Annotated in this window: 14 protein-coding genes; 5 read left to right on the forward strand and 9 right to left on the reverse strand. The window is 45.0% G+C overall.

The features are described 5' to 3' along the window. Positions 1 to 20: 20 nt before the first annotated feature. Positions 21 to 1,181: a serine hydrolase domain-containing protein gene (locus AAF564_02765; GenBank protein ID MEM8484439.1), complete on the forward strand. Its 1,161-nt coding sequence runs from the start codon at positions 21 to 23 to the stop codon at positions 1,179 to 1,181. Between the two features lie 451 nt (positions 1,182 to 1,632). Here AAF564_02765 and AAF564_02770 read toward each other — a convergent pair whose 3' ends face one another. From AAF564_02770 to AAF564_02805, 8 genes are all read right to left on the reverse strand, one after another. Next, complete coding sequence (locus tag AAF564_02770; protein ID MEM8484440.1) at positions 1,633 to 3,315, reverse strand: recombinase family protein; 1,683 nt, start codon at positions 3,313 to 3,315, stop codon at positions 1,633 to 1,635. 10 nt (positions 3,316 to 3,325) lie between these two features. Continuing rightward, positions 3,326 to 6,442 carry a type IV secretory system conjugative DNA transfer family protein gene (locus AAF564_02775; GenBank protein ID MEM8484441.1) on the reverse strand — a complete coding sequence of 1,039 codons (3,117 nt, stop codon included), beginning with the start codon at positions 6,440 to 6,442 and terminating at the stop codon, positions 3,326 to 3,328. Next, a complete protein-coding gene (locus AAF564_02780; protein ID MEM8484442.1) occupies positions 6,435 to 7,265 on the reverse strand; it encodes a hypothetical protein in 831 nt (276 codons plus the stop codon). Before AAF564_02780 ends, AAF564_02775 begins: the two co-directional genes overlap by 8 nt. A gap of 70 nt (positions 7,266 to 7,335) precedes the next feature. Then, positions 7,336 to 8,397 carry a hypothetical protein gene (locus tag AAF564_02785; GenBank protein ID MEM8484443.1) on the reverse strand — a complete coding sequence of 354 codons (1,062 nt, stop codon included), beginning with the start codon at positions 8,395 to 8,397 and terminating at the stop codon, positions 7,336 to 7,338. After that, positions 8,397 to 9,185: a hypothetical protein gene (locus tag AAF564_02790; protein ID MEM8484444.1), complete on the reverse strand. Its 789-nt coding sequence runs from the start codon at positions 9,183 to 9,185 to the stop codon at positions 8,397 to 8,399. Before AAF564_02790 ends, AAF564_02785 begins: the two co-directional genes overlap by 1 nt. Before the next feature lie 1,011 nt (positions 9,186 to 10,196). Further along, positions 10,197 to 10,709: a hypothetical protein gene (locus AAF564_02795; GenBank protein ID MEM8484445.1), complete on the reverse strand. Its 513-nt coding sequence runs from the start codon at positions 10,707 to 10,709 to the stop codon at positions 10,197 to 10,199. Between the two features lie 31 nt (positions 10,710 to 10,740). Then, on the reverse strand, positions 10,741 to 11,130 hold the full coding sequence (locus AAF564_02800; GenBank protein MEM8484446.1) for a helix-turn-helix transcriptional regulator: 390 nt from the start codon (positions 11,128 to 11,130) through the stop codon (positions 10,741 to 10,743). Positions 11,131 to 11,287: 157 nt separating this feature from the next. Next, positions 11,288 to 12,601 carry a hypothetical protein gene (locus AAF564_02805; GenBank protein MEM8484447.1) on the reverse strand — a complete coding sequence of 438 codons (1,314 nt, stop codon included), beginning with the start codon at positions 12,599 to 12,601 and terminating at the stop codon, positions 11,288 to 11,290. A gap of 110 nt (positions 12,602 to 12,711) precedes the next feature. Between AAF564_02805 and AAF564_02810 the strand changes: the two genes are divergently transcribed. Together AAF564_02810 and AAF564_02815 are read left to right on the forward strand one after the other, a co-directional pair. Further along, positions 12,712 to 12,873: a hypothetical protein gene (locus AAF564_02810; protein MEM8484448.1), complete on the forward strand. Its 162-nt coding sequence runs from the start codon at positions 12,712 to 12,714 to the stop codon at positions 12,871 to 12,873. Positions 12,874 to 12,897: 24 nt separating this feature from the next. Then, a complete protein-coding gene (locus AAF564_02815) occupies positions 12,898 to 14,409 on the forward strand; it encodes a recombinase family protein (GenBank protein MEM8484449.1) in 1,512 nt (503 codons plus the stop codon). A 35-nt stretch (positions 14,410 to 14,444) separates the two neighbouring features. Here the strand turns inward: AAF564_02815 and AAF564_02820 are convergent, their stop codons facing one another. Next, positions 14,445 to 15,527: a DUF87 domain-containing protein gene (locus AAF564_02820; protein ID MEM8484450.1), complete on the reverse strand. Its 1,083-nt coding sequence runs from the start codon at positions 15,525 to 15,527 to the stop codon at positions 14,445 to 14,447. A 642-nt stretch (positions 15,528 to 16,169) separates the two neighbouring features. Between AAF564_02820 and AAF564_02825 the strand changes: the two genes are divergently transcribed. Beyond that, complete coding sequence (locus AAF564_02825) at positions 16,170 to 18,059, forward strand: hypothetical protein (protein ID MEM8484451.1); 1,890 nt, start codon at positions 16,170 to 16,172, stop codon at positions 18,057 to 18,059. A gap of 35 nt (positions 18,060 to 18,094) precedes the next feature. Continuing rightward, positions 18,095 to 18,508: hypothetical protein (locus tag AAF564_02830; protein MEM8484452.1), on the forward strand; the 414-nt coding region annotated here is incomplete at its 3' end.

An 18,508-nucleotide genomic window follows, 5' to 3' on the forward strand; every position in this document is an offset into this window, starting at 1 on the left:
ATGCTTAACCCATCATGACCATGAGATCGAAATGCCTTCTTATTGTATTTATCTGCTTGATTAGCAGCGCCTGCCACCCACCCATCGATGAAACTGAATTAGATCAGACCCTGCAACTGATTGTTGATGATGGCCTGGTTGCCGGCTTTGCTGTCGCTGTCTTCAACAAAGATGACATATTATTCGCCAAGGGGTACGGATATGCGGACCTGAAATTGCGGACCCTGTATACCACCCAAACGCAGCAAATTGTTGCTTCAGTCTCAAAAACAGCCATTGGGCTGGCCCTCGTATTAGCAGACGAGATGGCGCTGCTTTCCCTTGACGATCCAATCAACAACCACCTGCCATTTCCTGCTGTGAATCCTTTTTTCCCCGAAGAAGCCATAACGATCAGGCATCTTGCCACGCATACGTCAACGATTGCATACAGTGATCAGATCTCGGGAGACCTGGCCTTCTCTCAAAACGCGTTACCTCTCCGAGACTTTGTGTTTCACTATTTGTCACCAGCCGGTGATTGGTATAGAGATCAAAATTTTTCCAATAACAAACCTGGTACCTACTTCGATTATACCAACATTAGTGCAGCATTGGCTGCATACATTGTGGAATACACATCTGGCATGTCATTCAAAGCGTTTACCCGGCAGTACCTTTTTGAGCCAATGGATTTGCCAGCTGTATCCTGGTATGCATCCACCCAAAACGATAGCAGCAGCGCCAGGCTATATAACTTGCGAACACCCTATGGCTTTGAGGAAGTCGAAAGGCAATCTATCGGTATTTACCCGGTACGGGACCTCGTTGCCAGTGTTGAAGAGTTGACACGCTACTGCCAGGTCATCCTTAACAAGGGCAGGTATGATGCGCGCTCAGTTTTTTCGGAAAAAATGGTGGCAGAACTGCTTGCGCCGGCTTTACCTAAAAACGTGGGCGGTGAAGAATTCTCGCTGGACCACGGCCTTTTCTGGATCATCGACAAAAACCAGCTCGGTGTGCCGGCAAAAGTAATCGGCCATTCAGGGGGAGACGATGGCATATTTTCAATGCTGTGGTTCGACCCCAAAACCGAACTGGGGTACGTGATGCTGGCAAATACCTCGCAAGTAGATGCGAATTTTGGTGCTTACATTGAATTATGGCAGAGTCTTTATAGGTACGGGAAGAATCATGATTAGGAGACATAGATCTTGTCACGGTTTCATCCCGCGAAGGTGTACACAAGTTGGAGTGAATTGAGACGGGGCTTTCTGTTGTATCTTGCGTTTTTCTGAAACCGTGGGGAGGCATATTTGCGTATGGGAATCAGAATGGCGTAGGGATGATCAGATCTGATTCGTTTTACCTAAGCCGGCATACAGAGCAACACCAGTCATAGCACGTTAAACTGGATTACATGTTTACCTACCTTAAAGGGTTGTTCTTGGTCTGGGGTGCACGCAAGGCAGGGTGCGGGTGTGGTTGCGGCTGTTTGCTAATATTTGGGCTTTTAGCCGGCCTGTACTGGGTAGCCAACTATGGCTGGACGACTTGAGCGGATTGGCCCTTCGGATTAGCCCGAGGCCACCACGCTTTTTACGACCTACTCTGATTAACGGGTATTGCGTTCCCCCTGTGTCGGTTTAATGATCATAAACGTTTGTAATTGTTGCAATCATTGAACCCTGAAAGACAGGTGGATTTCAAATGCATACACCCTTTTTCCAAATTTTGCTGCTGTTTTGAGTTTTCTCGGATATCTGCCCCAATAGGCTTTTTAGTCCTCGATCCAAGGTGACAATTTGTGCGCGGAGCAGTCCCCCTCCGCGCAGAAGTTGTCATTCTTTTAGAGAAGAATGGGGATTCTTCGAGAGTAGGATCGAAGGCGAGGTCGATTATGACCTCGCCTTCGTGTATTTCTATACGGTCTACTATACTCTCGATAATGCGGTGTTTTTCCTTGGTCGTGAACTGAGGCCATCCCTCTGCAATACTTCTTCCGCTTGAAAGCATTTCATCACTGTTGTGATGCTGAATCTTTCTGAAGTCGATCTCTCCTTGAATGGATGGAATCTCTCTTTCTAACTGTTTGATTCGTTCTTCGAGTGGTCCATAGATCTTTCCAAATCCATCGGGACTAATCTTGTCATCAATGTACAAGCGGTACGTCTTATCCATCTCTGCCTGAACAGATTCTTTCTCTTTCTCCAATACGCTTAAGATTTCTTCCTTTTCTCTAATTGCATCGTCTGCTTGTCTCAGTACTTCGTTTACATCAACAGGTGTACTCATGAAGTGTTTGAGCTGCGCGTGGAAGGCACGCTCAAGATCGTCAACCGGTATCTTGTTTCTGCATGCATGGCAGACATACTTCGGCGTTTTGGAAGGCTTGTACATCTTGTCACCACAATGACAGTAGATAAGACCGACAAAGAGGTGGGGTGACTTCCTCGCTTTGGGTTTGCGCTGTGCTCTCTGCTCGCTGAGGATGTGGTTGACCTGCTCCCAGAGATCGGTTTCTACAATCGGCTCAACGTCAATCCAAATCCAGTCGTCTTCGTCTTTAACATCCCACGACATATCATCGCTGGATCGCTTGGTGTAGTTGCGCCGGCACTTACCTTTGGCGATAGGATCCTCGAGTAATCGCTCGACGGTACGACGAGAAAACTTCGAGCCTTTTCGTGTTCGGTGGCCGGCTTCATTGATCATATTCGTAACAATATGAATGCGCTTATGCTCAAGGAAAAGTTCGTAGAGTTTCTTCCTGACCGGCGCTTCGTAAGGTTCGATTTCAAGTTTGCCGTCTACCCATTTGTATCCAAACTGCGCGACGCCACCAAGCGGTTTGCCGAGCTTCGCCCGAACAGGAACGGAAGCAGCCACGCGTTCCGCCGTCTCTTCGCGTTCCCACTGCGCCATAGCAGCAAGCATCGTGTAGAAAAGTCTGCCGGCAGGAGATGACGTGTCGATGGCTTCTTGAAGGGAGATGAGGTCTGCATCAAACTCTCTGAAGATATCAGCAAACTCAAGCAACTCACGGGTATTACGAGCAAGCCGAGCCAGCTTCGAGAAAATGAGTCCACTGATACGACCCATCCGAATGTCTTCAAGCATCTGCTTGGTCTCGGGCCGGTCTTTAACTGACTTGCCAGAAATGGCGTCGAGCCGGTAGACTTCGGCAACTTCCCAGCCTTTCATTTCGGCGTAGGTATTTGCCCGGTATTCGTGGTGTTCCGGGCTTTCGCCTTTAACCTGATCTTCGGTAGAGACGCGAATCCAGATACCGACTTTTTTCTTAGGTCTGGGCGTGTCGTGTTCATTCGTAGGCATGAGAGTCCTCCTATGTATCTTTCATCCTTCGCATAGCGCTTAGGATAACGTCAGAGATAGCTTTCTTTCGGGTGGCTGCATCCTCTTTACTGCCGGGCTTCACGCGTACCTTCACGGTATACCCACCCACAACTTCTTCGGTCCGTGAATTCGGTATCTCTCCAAGGAATGCAAACAAATCTTCAGGAGAGAGGAATTTGACCTTGGGGAGCTTCTTTTTATCGAGTTTGGCTTTGATATGCTTTTCGGCTTTTCGGAGTGTTTTGTCATCAGCAGAGACAAGCGCAACGGTATCGTAGCCGGCATTAAGGCATTTCTGCACGTTGCCGAGTTCGTAATCAGGCGTTGAGGTGACGGATATTTCGCAAGCAATTGTCGTTTCATCCGTTTCAAGAGCAACATCAATACTCTCCCGACTATCGGGGATCGGCTTTTCGATGGTAGCCCGAAATCCGTTATGCTCACCCCATCGTTTAATGAGTTCTTGAAGGTAGCGGTGTTGCTGGCCGCCTTTGCCCAACTGGGCTTTTTGCTTTGGGGTTTTCTTTGGTGCAGGTGGCGGAGCAGCTTTTGGTTTTGGTGGCGGTGTAATGATTGGTCTTTTTGGATCGTCTTCAACGATATTAACTGGCTCCACAGATTCCGGAGGCTCAGTTTCTCTTACCGTCCTTTTATTAGGTTGCGGAGTAGCCGGTTCATTCTCTTCAATCGGTGCTCGTGCTTGTTGTAACAGTTCTTCGACCTCTTCAAGGGGCGTCCCGTAATTCTGCCGTGATCGTTCAATAACAGATTGAATGTGATTTTCAGAATCCTCCACTATTTCAGGAAGCGGGTATGTCTCCAGGTTGAAGTCATAATCCGTCCGCTCAACCCGAATGACTGCTTCACCTCTGCCCAGGTTTTGAAGATCCTTTCCTTCAAAGAACGCAAACCCTGTTTCGAGCGAACGAGCATCCATGTCGCCGACTCTGAAGCAAATGCGGGTATAGGGATTTGTGAGAACTGCTGATTGCAATTCGGTATCACGCGATTGCAATTGCCTCATGTCCTGGTGAGCCAGCGTCAACCCCAGGCGATACTTTCTCGCCCCTGAGAGAATCGTAGAGAGCGTTGGTGTGATGAAGTGATGGAATTCATCAATGTAGAGGTAAAACGGCTTCCTAGAGGCTTCCTGGAGCTCCTGACGTGAAAGGGCAAGCTGGTAGAACTTTGAGACCAGCAGCGAACCAAGCAAATAACTATTCTCTTCACCAATGGCCCCTTGAGCAAGTTTGGCAAGCAAGATTTTCCCACTATTCATGATGTGGCCGAAGTCCAGCTTATTCTCTTTCTGAGCAACGATATGCCGTATGAGTTTAGGCCGAAGGAACGTGTCTAGCCTTGTCAGGAGTGGTGCCTGTGGACGACCAGATAACAGAGGATACTCTTTCTGCCAGTAGTAAAGTACTTCGTGGTCGGTGACAGTTTTGAGGAATTCTTTTCTGAATTCTTTCTCGACAAGGAAGCGTCGCATATCTGCAAGTGTGCCGCCTTTTTCTGATTCGAGAAATGCAAGAATGCTATTTCCAAGGACTGATGTCATCTGATCGCCCCAGCTCGTTGAGAGGCGTTTAAAGACGGCTACGAGATCAGAGGAGAGAAGCTGCTTTTCGAGCGTGGAATGGGCCTGAAGAATGTTGAAGCCAATTGGGAATTGCTCGTCGGCTGGATCGAAGAGGATGACATCATCGAGTCTGGATTCCGGCACATACGGCAAGAGCCTGTCGATGAGGTCGCCATGAGGATCGAGGACGGCAAAGCCGTTGCTTGTTTTGAGATCCTGGATAAGAAGGCTGAGAAGGAGATGCGATTTGCCGGTGCCGGATGCCCCGATGATGTGTGTATGCTTTGTTCTTTGCTCGCCATTCAAACTTGCCTTAACGGTACGGCCGTCGTGGTAATTGTCTCCAAGAATGAGATCGTTGCCTACAGCGATTCGAGGTACAGCCTTGGTTTTCTTGGTTTGCCGAACAAGTTTGCTCGATTTCACAGAGATGGAAGGCAGATGTACCAAATTTACCAGTTCATTAGCTCCCAGAAGCATACCACTTCGATGACTGGTTCTATTGAACAAGTCTTTTTCCTGTTTGGTGGTAGTATACCCGGTGTTTTCAAGTGGGATAAACGAATTTCCCGTTGGTGCGCCAAATTGACGAAATGAATCAGTCAACGACCCGGCAATGTGCCATAGCCCTGCTTCGGTACGTGCTCGAGAAGCTATTCTAATTACCGACGAGAAGAATGGCTGCCTCATTTTCTTCTGTATGCTTTTGGCAACTTCAGATATTTCCAGCTGCCTGCTTGATTGGGTATTTATATGAATCAATCTAGCGGCATGTCGCTTCCAAGGATGTCGAGCAGGTTGAAAAAGAACTTGAACTATTGCTACCTCGCCGGCCTCTAAGTTTTCAAGCGCGTTCAGAAACGGTATTAATGGGTCAACCTCAAAAGTAGCCGGAACACGAATTGGTTTTGCATAAGCCTCTGACAAGCCAATTTCGAAGATGACTTGGTTGTCTGAGTTGGATCCCTGCCAAACGTCGACTAGGTGGTTTTGATTTTGGAAAACGATCACCCTTGGGAAGTAACCCTTTATGTGCTGAGTTAAGAGTCCAGCATCTTCACGCGTAGCAAACTGAACCTCAATAGATTCAGCAGTGGCAATAATCTCAAAGCTAGTAGCGCCGGCAGTAGATGGAATAGCAAGTAAAAATTCCAGAGCAACTTCTTTTTTAATGCGGCAGTCTGTTGGGATGACGCATTTCAATTCGATGGGTGCTTTTTGGGGAGAGTACCGCCGAGGCTTGACGTATTGAGGTGGGAGTACCTGGTTGGACGAATTGGCTTTGGCTCGCAGTAATGGTTGTACTAACCGCCGTCCTATTCTGACCGGCAACCAGTCTTTCTTGCCGTCGTCAACGACAGTTCTTTCTACACTTCTGCCCTTGTTGGCATAGTTAAAGGGAGGTTCTATTTCAATAGGATCATCCCAAAGGGTCCATCCGCGTCCCAGTATCTCATGAAAAGAGTAGAGACCGCTTTCATTTTTTTGTAAAGGGGCAGGATCTGAAGCAGCTCGTTTAGCCATCGTGTAGCCCTCCATAGTGTTCGGACAGCTCTAGCAGAATGGGCTTTTGAGCCTCGTCGAGTGAGAGGAAGGCGTCTGCACTGGTCAACTCCTTATGAACCTCACTTATGACAGTTTCGATAACTTTTTTGAATGCCCTAGCAGTGTCTATCCGATAGTATGTTGCCGGTTTAATAAACTTGCCTATGAGCCACACGAAAGGCTTTCCTATAAATCGCCTCCGGGTGATAAAGCCCAAAATTCCTGGGAACGACAGCCCTAACCACCAGGAAACCAACGTGTCTCTACCATAAGGAATACAACTGATGTCAAGTACATGTCTGCCGCGACGTAGACGGAGATATTTCCGCTTGGGACTGAAGAGTCCGCCCTGCTTGGTGTAAAAAGTTGTAATCTTTACATTTGCAAGCCTTCTTGAGGTTACGGCATCGCTTATGAGCGTGTAATATTCTCCAGGGGAGATCTGAATGTTCGCAAGAACCGTGTTCCAAGAATCAAGTGCGTGCGTTACTTTTCTAGGCGTTTTGAGCACTCTGGAATCCAGTGATGTTAGTGAAAGTGCTTTTTCATACGCTCTGTCGTCGCGATTCTTAGTGGTCGATTTAGTTCGAGTATTCGGGATCGTCAGGGCAAACAAAGAAACTATCACAAGACCAACCGTGCGGATACAAAAGAGTGCGATTTTACTGGGAACGGTAACAGGATGCGGGAATCGTTTGGAAGATAGAAGGGGGTAGACAACAATGTAAAAACCGTAAAGTACGAGCGCGAGATTTAGTACTTCCATAGCAAGCGCCTGCATAGAGAGAATAAATTCATTCATGGAAATCCTCTATATGGAAAAGGGAGCACCAGACTCGATTGCCTGATGCTCCCTTTCATTGTTCTTGGTTTTATAATGACTGAGTAGCCTCATTCATATGACCATCTCCCGAAGGAGGGTCAAATATGACAGGTTCGGGCACACCGGCTACTCCAGGATCATCTGCTTCATCCGAGCCGCCATGTTGGTCGTCTATATACTTCCTCGTACGATGACTAAACGTCTCGTCCGGTGGATTGAAGGGGCTATATCTTCGCTCGTACTCCCTTTTCTTTGCTCTGTAATGTGAGAAGGCAGTATATAGGTCTTGCAAAAGGTCTCTCAAGCCATTCTTAAGCCCCGCTCTTGTTTTCTTGAGTGACTTGTGGATCGGCATATAGCCTACTCTGTACATGAAGCCGGCATACAGATGCCAATCAAAAAGTGCTACGAGAGCATTCCCCAAGAACACAAGGAACGTGTACAAGAAAATCACCGGATTGTGTAACGCTGCTTCAATAATTCCAGGAATTTCCTGCAGTACTGGCACTGTTCCATTCATTATTGCATCTGTGTGAGCGAGTTCATTTTCGTATTTGACTAGCTCGATGTCGGCCATTACCAAGACCATAAAAGCCCAGCCGGCTAGAATGAGAACAACCAGCCATTTCGATCTTGTGAGTACCGGGTATCTTCTTAGATTTTTGAACGAAAGACGTTGGTCCTCATCCGGTAAAGGAGGTAGCGGCCACTCATTCTTGGTGAGAGTAATTCTCAGTCTTATCACATACATGAGTAATCCAATGTGGATAAAGCTCAGCAGTAGCGGCAGCTCCGAAGCGATCAAGAGGCTACCTGTAGACTGTATGCCAACAATGAGGATTTCTGCCAGCGGCAAAGCCAGTGCAAGTGCCCATGCAAAGAAAAACATTGGACGCTCGCCTAATGCGTTACCGGTTAGCCATCTGAATTTTTCTTCGTGTGCAGCCGACTCTTTAATGGATTCTTCGAGCCGGTCTTCAATGTCAGCAATCTGGTTTCCGGTCGTATTGACGACGTTTTGAAGCCGATCGAGATCATCAACAGCATCAGCTATTTCCTTGTCGCGGATATTCCGATACTTAGGCTGAGTTATATCTGTAGGTATATACATTAGCGCACCTCCTCAGATGTTGAAATGGAAACAATCGTCCGAATTGCAGAAGCAATACCTTCGAAGGCTTTTACCCTAAATCCTGCCTGGGCGAGCGATCCTTTGTGAAGCCGGCCGTTCACCACGTATATGTTCTTGGCATAGGGTAACGCACCCGGTGCTGGCATTGCGTAATCTCGATCCGGGTTTTGCTGCCGGAACATTGAACTCAGAGCTTGCTCGACATCGGAAATGAACAGGATAAACGGTATGTAATCGGCACCTGTTAAATCAGCATCCATCTCCGCCAGAAATCTATGACATCGTACGAGTGCGCCTATTACGTCACTGCTAGTTGCGTCAACGCCGCGTGATAGGTCGTCGGCGATTTCATTGAGGAAAAGGTCACGGTCAAGCTGGAAACGCTGGTGTCTTTTTTCCCGTTTAGTCTTCCAGGCGATCAAGTCACGGTTGTACTTCTTTCTGGCTTCGACCTTGGCTCTGTTGCTGAAAGCGTGCTCCTCTACCGGTAGTGGCGGTACCGGTGAGACATAAAATCGCTTCAGCGGCCAGTTGCTAGAGTCGTCGAGCATTCCAAAGGCTATCTCTCCACCAACCTTCAACTGAGCGTCAAAGAGTGGGTAGAAGTCGCCCTCTTTGATTTGGGGTGTACCAAAGTTGGCACTGCTCCCTGATTTATCCTGAATGACACATACTTTGAAGTATGTGCCGTCAGAATTCTGCCCCAATGCAGAGGGGCAAATGGCGAGAAATGCGACAATAATTATCGCAGGTGTGTTTTTAAACATGTAAATCACCATGTTTTTTTAATTGAACACACCCGGAGAGGTGAACCGGCAACGCCGGCTAGAAACCAAATGCTCCAAATAACATTGACATTCAGCTTGAAATAGACTAGCATGTAAGTCTAATTCGAATTCACCCTCCGGGGTGTCTTATCGGTGAGGCTTCAAACCACGTGTTTGATGTTCTCAAACGGGTCCTAGGTCTATCACACCTTTGGCCCGTTTTTTTGATAGGTGAGATTCTCAAACGGGTTCAAAGCTTCGTATTGCCGTCTTTCGGCAATTTCTATTGATGCACATTGCAGCGATGACGGCGATTGACGAACAAAAAAACGTATAAACGACAAAAGCCGACCACCAAAGCTCTATGCTTTGACAATCGGCAGTTCAGTAAAGTGCAACCTTAACGAGCAGTTCATTTAACAGGATGGCCCCAGCGGGATCAACGAATCTACTCAGGTTGCACTGTTCTTTGCATGTTGGATACTGTGGGCAGCACTAGGAATGTGCCCGATGCAATTTTGCTTTTATAGCCAAAGCATAGATGTAACATGGAAGTTCATCAGCTGTAACAGCCGAGTACACTACCATGAGCGTCTTGCAAAAGTTAGCGCTGAAAAGAACATCCCCAACACTCATCTAGCTTTAGCTCGGTTTTAAAGGTAATGGTTGACCGAAAACCTTAATTTGCTTCTCACACAAAAGCAATTCATAATATATCGGGCTATTGGCCCGATCAAACAATCATACTTGCATAAAAGCAAGCGTAAAAACCACAACCTCTGCATAGGTTTGTGGTTTGCATAATTAAGGCAATGCTTAAAAAAGCTAACTACCTCTAATATAGATATACACATCTGGCTTGTGTAATGCAAGCGAGTAATAAAAAAACCTTAAAAAAGAAGGGCAACCCTTTGGCGGGTTGCCCATTCTGAGCGCAGGAGAATTGCAGGATCAGCACTTTGTTACTGGAGGAGTACATTACAGCCTGAGTAGCGTGAGATGAACGTTGAATCATGGGGCTGAGAATTCTAACAATTGCCGGCTCGTGTAGTAATAGGTCAGCGCTTGTGCAGCAGCATCGAAAATGCTGGATCTCTCATCTTCGCTTTTCCATATTCTTCTCTTAGGTGGTAACTTGGATGAAAGCTCCGGATAGGATTCGGCAAGTCTTTTTGCAATCTCATGTTTGGTGATTTGCCCATCAGAAGAAAAAGAGCGCGCAATCTCATGGGTAGAGTAGCATTCCACCTCAGCTTTAGATTCCATGATAAAATCTACCAGATCTGATATGAGATTTTTCACACGCTTACTTCTTCTTGACTTGGGACTTTGCCAATCCTCAAGAACAACTACGGCTGGGTTATACCAGGCTAGCAGTTGAGCAATTGATTCCAAGCATTCTGTACGTCCAGCCGGCCTAATTTGTGTGTGGCCCCAATCAACGAGTTTTGCTGGGCCTTCGAAAACAACAAATCCATATCCATGGCTTGTCGGGTCGATGGCGACGACACGAGAGTCTGTCATAGTACTTAGAAGCTCTATGTGTGGACACGGCCTAATTAGAAAGCTCATCAAGAAGCTCTTTCAAACTCCGAAGCTTATGAAGTGTGGTTGGTGTAGTTTCTTTTTTCGTTATCTGTTTGTGCAGTATTGCAACGCGTTCTTTTACCTGATATTCTATCTCGTGATATACCCCTTCAAACAGGTGTTTGCTCATGGTCTTATAGACCACTTCCAGGGCGAGCACCGTTTTTAGGTTGGGAATTCTTTGCTGACGTTCATAGCGTGATATTTTAGTACCATGTTCACATCCTAGAAGGAAGGCTACTTCTGCTTGGGATAGGCCGCTCCGTTTGCGGAATGTCCGCAAATAATTCGGGAGCTTATTAGACATATTTGGTGGATAATATTGGTAATCGACCTTTTTTGAGATCCAGGTTTCCAATGTTCTACCTTTTTAATAAGACGTTCCAACACAAACTTCATTACGTCAATATCCACACATGCCGAACTTAAGGCGACTTGTCAATCTGGTTTCTCAATGTGTATACGATAGAGGATTAGGTCTGTGAAGCGAAGAAGGTGAATTCTGCCGGATTGGTTTAATCCTGAGTCGAGTATTTTTTAAACAGCCAGGACAGCTTAGGGTATTCTTCTGGCGGGACGATGAATACCCCATTGCTTTTCCGAGTTGTTAACTGTAAGGATTCCCGAATAATCCGGCCAATTCCTCGTGCAGTTAAGGGCTTGTCGTATCCTTCCGTATAACGGTCATTAAACCAACTTGTAATGTCCCTCACTGAGAGCACAACATCCTGCTCTTTCAGATCAGCGATAACCTGAAGTATCTGAGCTTCGATCTGCATTCCTCGATAACCCTCCATATTGCTCTGATACTCGGTGGCAAGCTCAATCAACTCTTGACGGGTTTTTTCATCCTGAATGATAGAGAACAATGGTCTAAGAACTTGGATTAGCCGAGGCTCTAGATCGAGATGTGATAGGTCTGGGAATTCCTGTTTTCGGTAAGATCTGAGTCTGAACATGAGTAGCTGGTTCCTAAGCCTCAGAGCCTCATTTTCATACTCTTCAGTCAGGTTAAGTGGGATGTCTCGCCTTAGATCGCCCGTACCCATCTCCTCAGTAATGCATCTGGTTTCAAGCGCCGGGTCTTCAAAGGCTTTTCGTGTGGCGACGATTTTAGGCCCGTATACGTAGAAAGCATGAGGACTGTATTCACCCCAGGGAGTTACTTCACTTCTGAGTACAGGAAATCCACGAGCATTACCGTTGTTGAGAATTTTTACGATTTCAGCTCTTTCATCACTTAATCTGAAATCTCCTTCATCGAGGATAAGCGTTCCCTGGATTTTATCAAGCATTCGAAAGAGTGGAGATACTGTTGAAGCTCCACTAGCAAACAACGGCTTGTAGCAAATTGAACCAACGATCAGGAGAAATCGCGTTTTACCGCTTCCAGGGTTTCCTTTAAGCCTCAGATACGGAAGCTCGTTAAAACAGTCATATATCCACGTAAGGAGAACGTAATAGCTTGCAAGCTTTTCGAATCGCGGGGATACGTGGACGTACTTGTGAATGAACGCTTGAATACGGGTCACCAGTTCTTCTTGCGTTCCATATTCTATTGGTTCTTCTGCCAACAAGAGCACTTTATGTTGCAGCAGGTTATTCTTAGCCGAATAAGGTTCGATAATGCTCTCTCCATCTGGAAGAGATTCCATAAAATGCCACACCCCGTTCTGCGATATACAAAACTGTGTTTTCTGAGCGCGTTTCTGAAAGACAGTTTCTACGAGGATTTCACCGGCAATTACTGACGAGACAATCCTCTTTTTCTTGGATTTTAGGGATTTTAGGGACTTTGGGGACTTGTTTGAGGATGTATTACGATTCATGCACAGAAGCATACGCTTATGGTTGCCAGATCAAAGACGGTGTTTTTTGTTTACCTCGACTAACTTCACCGTCTACTTTAATAGGTTGAGGTTGGATACTGTGGAACTGTATGCTCGAAGATCTCAGAAAACTGTATCCAAACAAAAGTGAAGAAGAACTTAAAGAAGCCGCCGAGAACCTTGAAGATTATGCCAGGCTATTGGCAGAAATTTGGCTTAAAAGGAGACGTGAAAAAAGTCCTAACTCTATCGCGGACAATAAAAATGTGTGATAGGCTTTGCAGTAACTACTCTTTATGTCTCGATCACATCACTACTTTGCATATACCCGCGTCTCGACGGTAAAACAAGGAGAAGGTGTTTCGCTTCTAGAACAAAAGGAAGCGATTCTTCGGTATGCTAATCAGAATGCACTAACTATTACAAGATGGTTCGAGGAGAAAGTTACCGCGGCAAAACAAGGGAGACCAGAATTCTCCCAAATGCTTCGCGAACTTCGTAAGGGTACTGCTGCCGGCGTCATCATGCACAAAATTGACCGTAGTGCCAGAAATCTCAAAGATTGGGCAGAGCTAGGTGAACTCATGGATAGCGGTATCGACGTGCAGTTTGTAACAGATAACCTCGACATGTCTTCAAGGGGAGGAAGACTTTCAGCAGATATTCAGGCAGTTGTAGCTGCTGACTTTATTCGTAACCTCAAGGAAGAAACAAAGAAAGGTTTCTACGGAAGGTTAAAGCAAGGATTCTATCCATTACCTGCACCTATAGGATATCTCGATAAAGGAAAAGGACTACCGAAAGAAATTGACCCTGTTAAAGGGCCGCTGGTTCACCGCCTCTTTACTCTTTATACTACCGGTCGCCTTGGTCTACATGCTCTACAAAAGGAAGCGAATCATATAGGTCTGAGAACACGGAATGGTGGTCGAATTAGTATTAGCGGACTCTCGACCATGCTCAATAACCCATTCTATATGGGGTTGATAAGGATTCGAAAAACAGGAGAGACTTTCCCTGGTATACACAAACCTATAATAAAGGCTTCAACTTTTAAGCGTGTACAGGAAGTACTTGCTGGTAAAAGAAATAGCAAGTCCCTTCGACATGAGTTTGTATACAGCAAATTGTTTCAGTGCGTATACTGTGGCTATTCCTTGATAGGAGAAACGCAGAAGGGACACACCTACTATCGGTGTCATCAGAAGGACTGTTCGACAAAAGGAATTCGTGAAGAAAAAATTGGTGAGTCTCTTCAAAAATGGCTCTCTCTGATTCAGTACAATGACGAAGAAGCACAGCTTGTATCTAAAGCTATTGTCGCGGAACGAGATCGGATTATGCGGGAGCAACAAGATTTTTTAGAGTCTTACACTCTAAGGATCGACCAAATAGATACTCGTCTCAACAAACTGACAGATGTGTTTCTTGATGGGGATATTGACAGAGATGCTTACCATCTGCGAAAAGAATCGCTTCATCTAGAAAAACGGGAACTTGAGGAAAAGAAAGCAGGGTTTGAACAGGATACAGAGAAATTAATCAGAGACGCAGAGGATTACCTCGAACTTGCTAGAAGCGCCTGGTTGAGCTATGAAATGTCGGATATCTATGAAAAGCGACAAATGCTCGGAAAACTAACCTCGAACCGAAAGGTAGACAGGAAAAAGGTTATCATTGAGCTAAAAAGTCCATTCCAGTGGATTGCTGGATCTTATACTTTTCTGAATGGTGACCCGTTTCGGAAAGGACCTCGAACTTGGGGTGTGATTTGTGCCGAGTTGGTTAAATATATAAAAGACCAATAGTGGGACAGCATTCTATGAAGTCCCTAAAGTCCCTTTCATCCCTGAACTCCACTCAAAGTTTTTGCACTAAAAGGAGCAGACACTTCTCCATCAATCATTTGCTTCAGGTAGATATGATAGTTAGGAAGATTCAACAGGTCTTCCTTTAAAAACACCGGGTAGAATTCCTTCGCAAACAAAGGTGCATCAACGGCACCAATCCTAAAACTTATCATCGTCCCTACATTTCCTATAATTGCATCTCGAACGTCTTTGTCTAACTGAGATAGAAATTGATGTGCCAATATTAGTCCCACTCGATATTTCCTTAGTTCGGATAGCATCCCCACCAAGGCCGGCGTTGTAAATCCTTGAAATTCGTCCATGTAAAGAAAGTAATCCTTTCTATTCGTTTCGGGTGTATCAGCTCGACCCATTGCCTTACTCTTAATCATCGATACAAGCAAGGCTCCAAGAAGATAAGATGTGTCTTCTCCTAATCGACCTTTAGATAGATTGACAACCAGGATTTTGCCAGTATCCATTGCATTTCGAAGATCAAAGGTGTTCTTGTTTTGAGTTAGAATGTGCTCCAAGATTGGATTAGTAAGAAAAGCGCCGATCTTGTTTTGAATAGGCGCAATTACCTGCGTTTTTAGGCTGCTTGGAAATAAATCAAATTCGGTTTTCCAGAACATGCGTACTCGCTCATAAGGGACACGGCTCACAGCATTTTTTCTGTACTCCTTGTCTACCAACAACCTAAGCACATCACCCAAATGAGCTTTAGGCTGGCAAAACAGTGTCAGCAGTGAGTTACGAAGCACATGCTCTAATCTGGGGCCCCAGAATGCATTCCACATCTTTTGGAATACAGCAAGGAGATTTGAAGTAGCTAATGCTCGTCCTGATGCCGGAACGGATGAGAGTGGGTTGAATCCAAGGATTTGCCATGTATCCGGCACATCAAAATCGATAAAATCATCTGCTCGATAGAACGGTAAGGCTTTTCGAATAGCTTGAGATAAATCCCCATGAGGATCAAGCAGTGCTAATCCATGACCATGTGCAATGTCCTGCATAATCATGGTTTTGAGGAATGTTGATTTACCAGTCCCTGTTTTGCCAATGATGTACATGTGAGACCTGCGATCAGCCAGTCTAATCCCAAATCGTTTGTGCTGAGCCCTCCACGTTGTTTCTCCGAAATACGTAATTGCGCTATCATTACTCATGCACAAATATTGGACGCATGATTAGGCAATCTCTAGACGTAGATGTATATCCTTTTCGGCAGTGTTCTTCGTCTACTAACACATCTATTAGGGGATACATCACCACAAACATTCTTTATTTAATACAGCCACAGAACAAAAGCACTATGGATGCTACGGATGTTTATGTCGAAGGCACAGGTCAAAATATCATTGGTTTATATTCGCCTAAATGAGGGTCGCTCAAAATATTCGAATTCCCAATTTAGAATCTTAATGCTTCGGATATTTTTACGACTAAATATCAGTTTTTTTGACCCAAATAATGTCCTTTTTAGTTTATTGCAACTCGGCTTTGGGACTGAGTTGGTAGTTTCAAAATAGCAATCTACGAATACGGCTCGTGCCAGGCGATTAGTCTTGCAAAAATTGTCCAAAGTATTAAAGCTCTGAGTGCATATTTAGACAAGAAGCAGTTATAATCCGAATCGGCCTATAGCTGTGAATTTGTAATGGAATTATATGCTCCAAATAATACAGCATATTCTTGTCATTATCTGATAATATATGTTTTTTTATTTACCTTGCATTTGCTCTTGGTTTACAGATACTCAACCAAGTATTTATCCGAAATACGATAGAATGGCTGTTCGAAAGACTGAATCTAGGCTGCCTGAAGGATATGAACCAAAAGATTTGGGGCAGTCAATAGTATCTAGCGATGGAAACATCGTTCTTGTCAGTTTCTTAACGTCACCCATTGTCGCCGGTAGAAAGCAAACTTACGTTGTTTTTGTGCTCGACCCAGGTTTGAGGGTGCATGAATATGAATGGTTTTTTTGGGAGAACAGCGAATTAAAATCGGTTGGCCGCACGGAGACGGGAATCGTTGAGTATCGACCTCAAAGTCAAGGTAACTTGTTTGTTGCTGTGCAATTATTGAGCGATACCGGATACCCTCTTGGCCAGCTCAGATTTCAGCAAGATGTTGTGGCTCCGAACCAAGAGCTAGAAGAAATAATAGATTTTCAGAGTGTATCGGCAGATATCTTAACACCATACGATCAAACAGATGTTCGAGAATGGTTACCTCCACAATACGAAGGCATCTTAGCTCCATATGCCGCCCATCCTTTTACTTCTCGAGAGTTGGTTAATGATTTTTATGGTTACATTGATCTCGCCTTATCGGATACATTTCAAAATGAGGAAATCAGAATAAATCGAGAGTTGCTTGCAGCCATTGTTTACAAAGAAGCATTGTGGAGACCCGGAGACTTTGAGTTTTTACGCGATTATTTAACTTACGTTTATGAAGCACGGCGAGACATAGAGCTAGAACTTGTCGCTGAAGAGCTGAATGGTGAAATTCTCAGTACCGTGAAAGTTCAATTGGGCAACTCTCTCGGTGTTGGTCAAATCCAGCCACAAACTGCCTCGATGGTTTTGAATAACACCAATACGGGTGCAACGTATACTCCTTGGTTAGAAATTAGTAATAATATCAAAGCTGTTAGCGAAGAAAAGCTGGAAAACTTCAAACAATTAACAGTTGATCAGCAAATTGACATCTACAACCTTCTACGATTTCCAAAAACAAACATAAAGATATGTGCATATCTTTTGCATAATATTAAAGAAAGACCAAATCGTTGGCAGGACTTAACGGCTGAAGAATTCGAGCAAAACGAGAGAGCCAAGCTTATCGTTTCAACAGAGTATAATTATGGCGCTACGAGCTCTCAACGTGATAGCGCCAACCCCACTGCTTACGGTTTTAAAATTCAACGTTTGTTAAAACATCCATTTATCAATCAATTCTTTGGGGCTCGCAGAACCAGTGAAGTTTTTGTAGAAGAACCATTTGATATTAATAATGAGGTGCTACGTATCGCAGATTCGTATGCTAATGGAGGCGGTTATCGTTGGCAAGGCAATACAGGTGTAGTTGAAGAAATTCTGTACAAAGGAAGGCGAATACTTTCGGCCGGCACAGGTGGGACACATTGTGTCGGGTTTTCCTTTACCGTCGTTATGCATGTAGCTGCAGAAACTGGTTTAATAGGTGATCAATCAGTTGCTGACATTCGCAGATTTCAACAGCAATGGTATGGTCCGCAAGCTCCTCCAGATGCTACAGAAAAGCAAGCCATATATGCGATGGAATACCTCGATATAGGGGATGAGATCGATTTGCCTCAGGCAAAACCAGGTGACTTTATTCAGTTCTGGAGGCGGAATTCTGGACATAGTGCCATTTTTCTCGGATGGATGTACGATAATGCAAACCAGGACAACATTGTCGGTTTTAGATATAGAGGGTCGCAAACCAGTACCAATGGCATTGGTGATACTGCTGAACACTTTGCTGGAACGCATGGCTACCCTAATGCGCATGTAGATCCCGATCGCATCTATGTGGGCAGGCTAAACCAGGACCGTATAAATGGAGGATGATACAGTCCTTCCTCAAGCTTTGAATTCCTTTAATAATGCAGAACAATTCTAATTCATACTTTGAATTAATCCTATTTGAAGCGTCAGCAGTATTTGCTTCAATTAAGGAATTAGATACGCCACGTAAAATCACTGGGCTGTTTAAAGACCTAGGTTACGAGCTGCCTGGATCAGGTCTATTTGCATTCGAATTCTCCAGCTTAGCAGCGCTCATTACTGAAATTGATGACTTACGGCGTCAATATGAAACAAGCTCTCCCGTTCGTAAGCTAGAGCTCATCGGCCGATTGTTAGTCAAGGTGGAAAATATTGTTGGGGAATTGAAATCAGAGATAGACAGTTTCAGAGATCTTCCGGAGTTTGTTGAAAAAAGTAGCTTTAAGGAAGAGTTCTTTCAACGATTATTCGATTTCTTATTATTCAAACACCTGATCCAAAATAAACCTCAA

This window comes from Bacteroidota bacterium (assembly GCA_039111535.1).
Taxonomy (GTDB): Bacteria; Bacteroidota; Rhodothermia; order Rhodothermales; family JAHQVL01; genus JBCCIM01.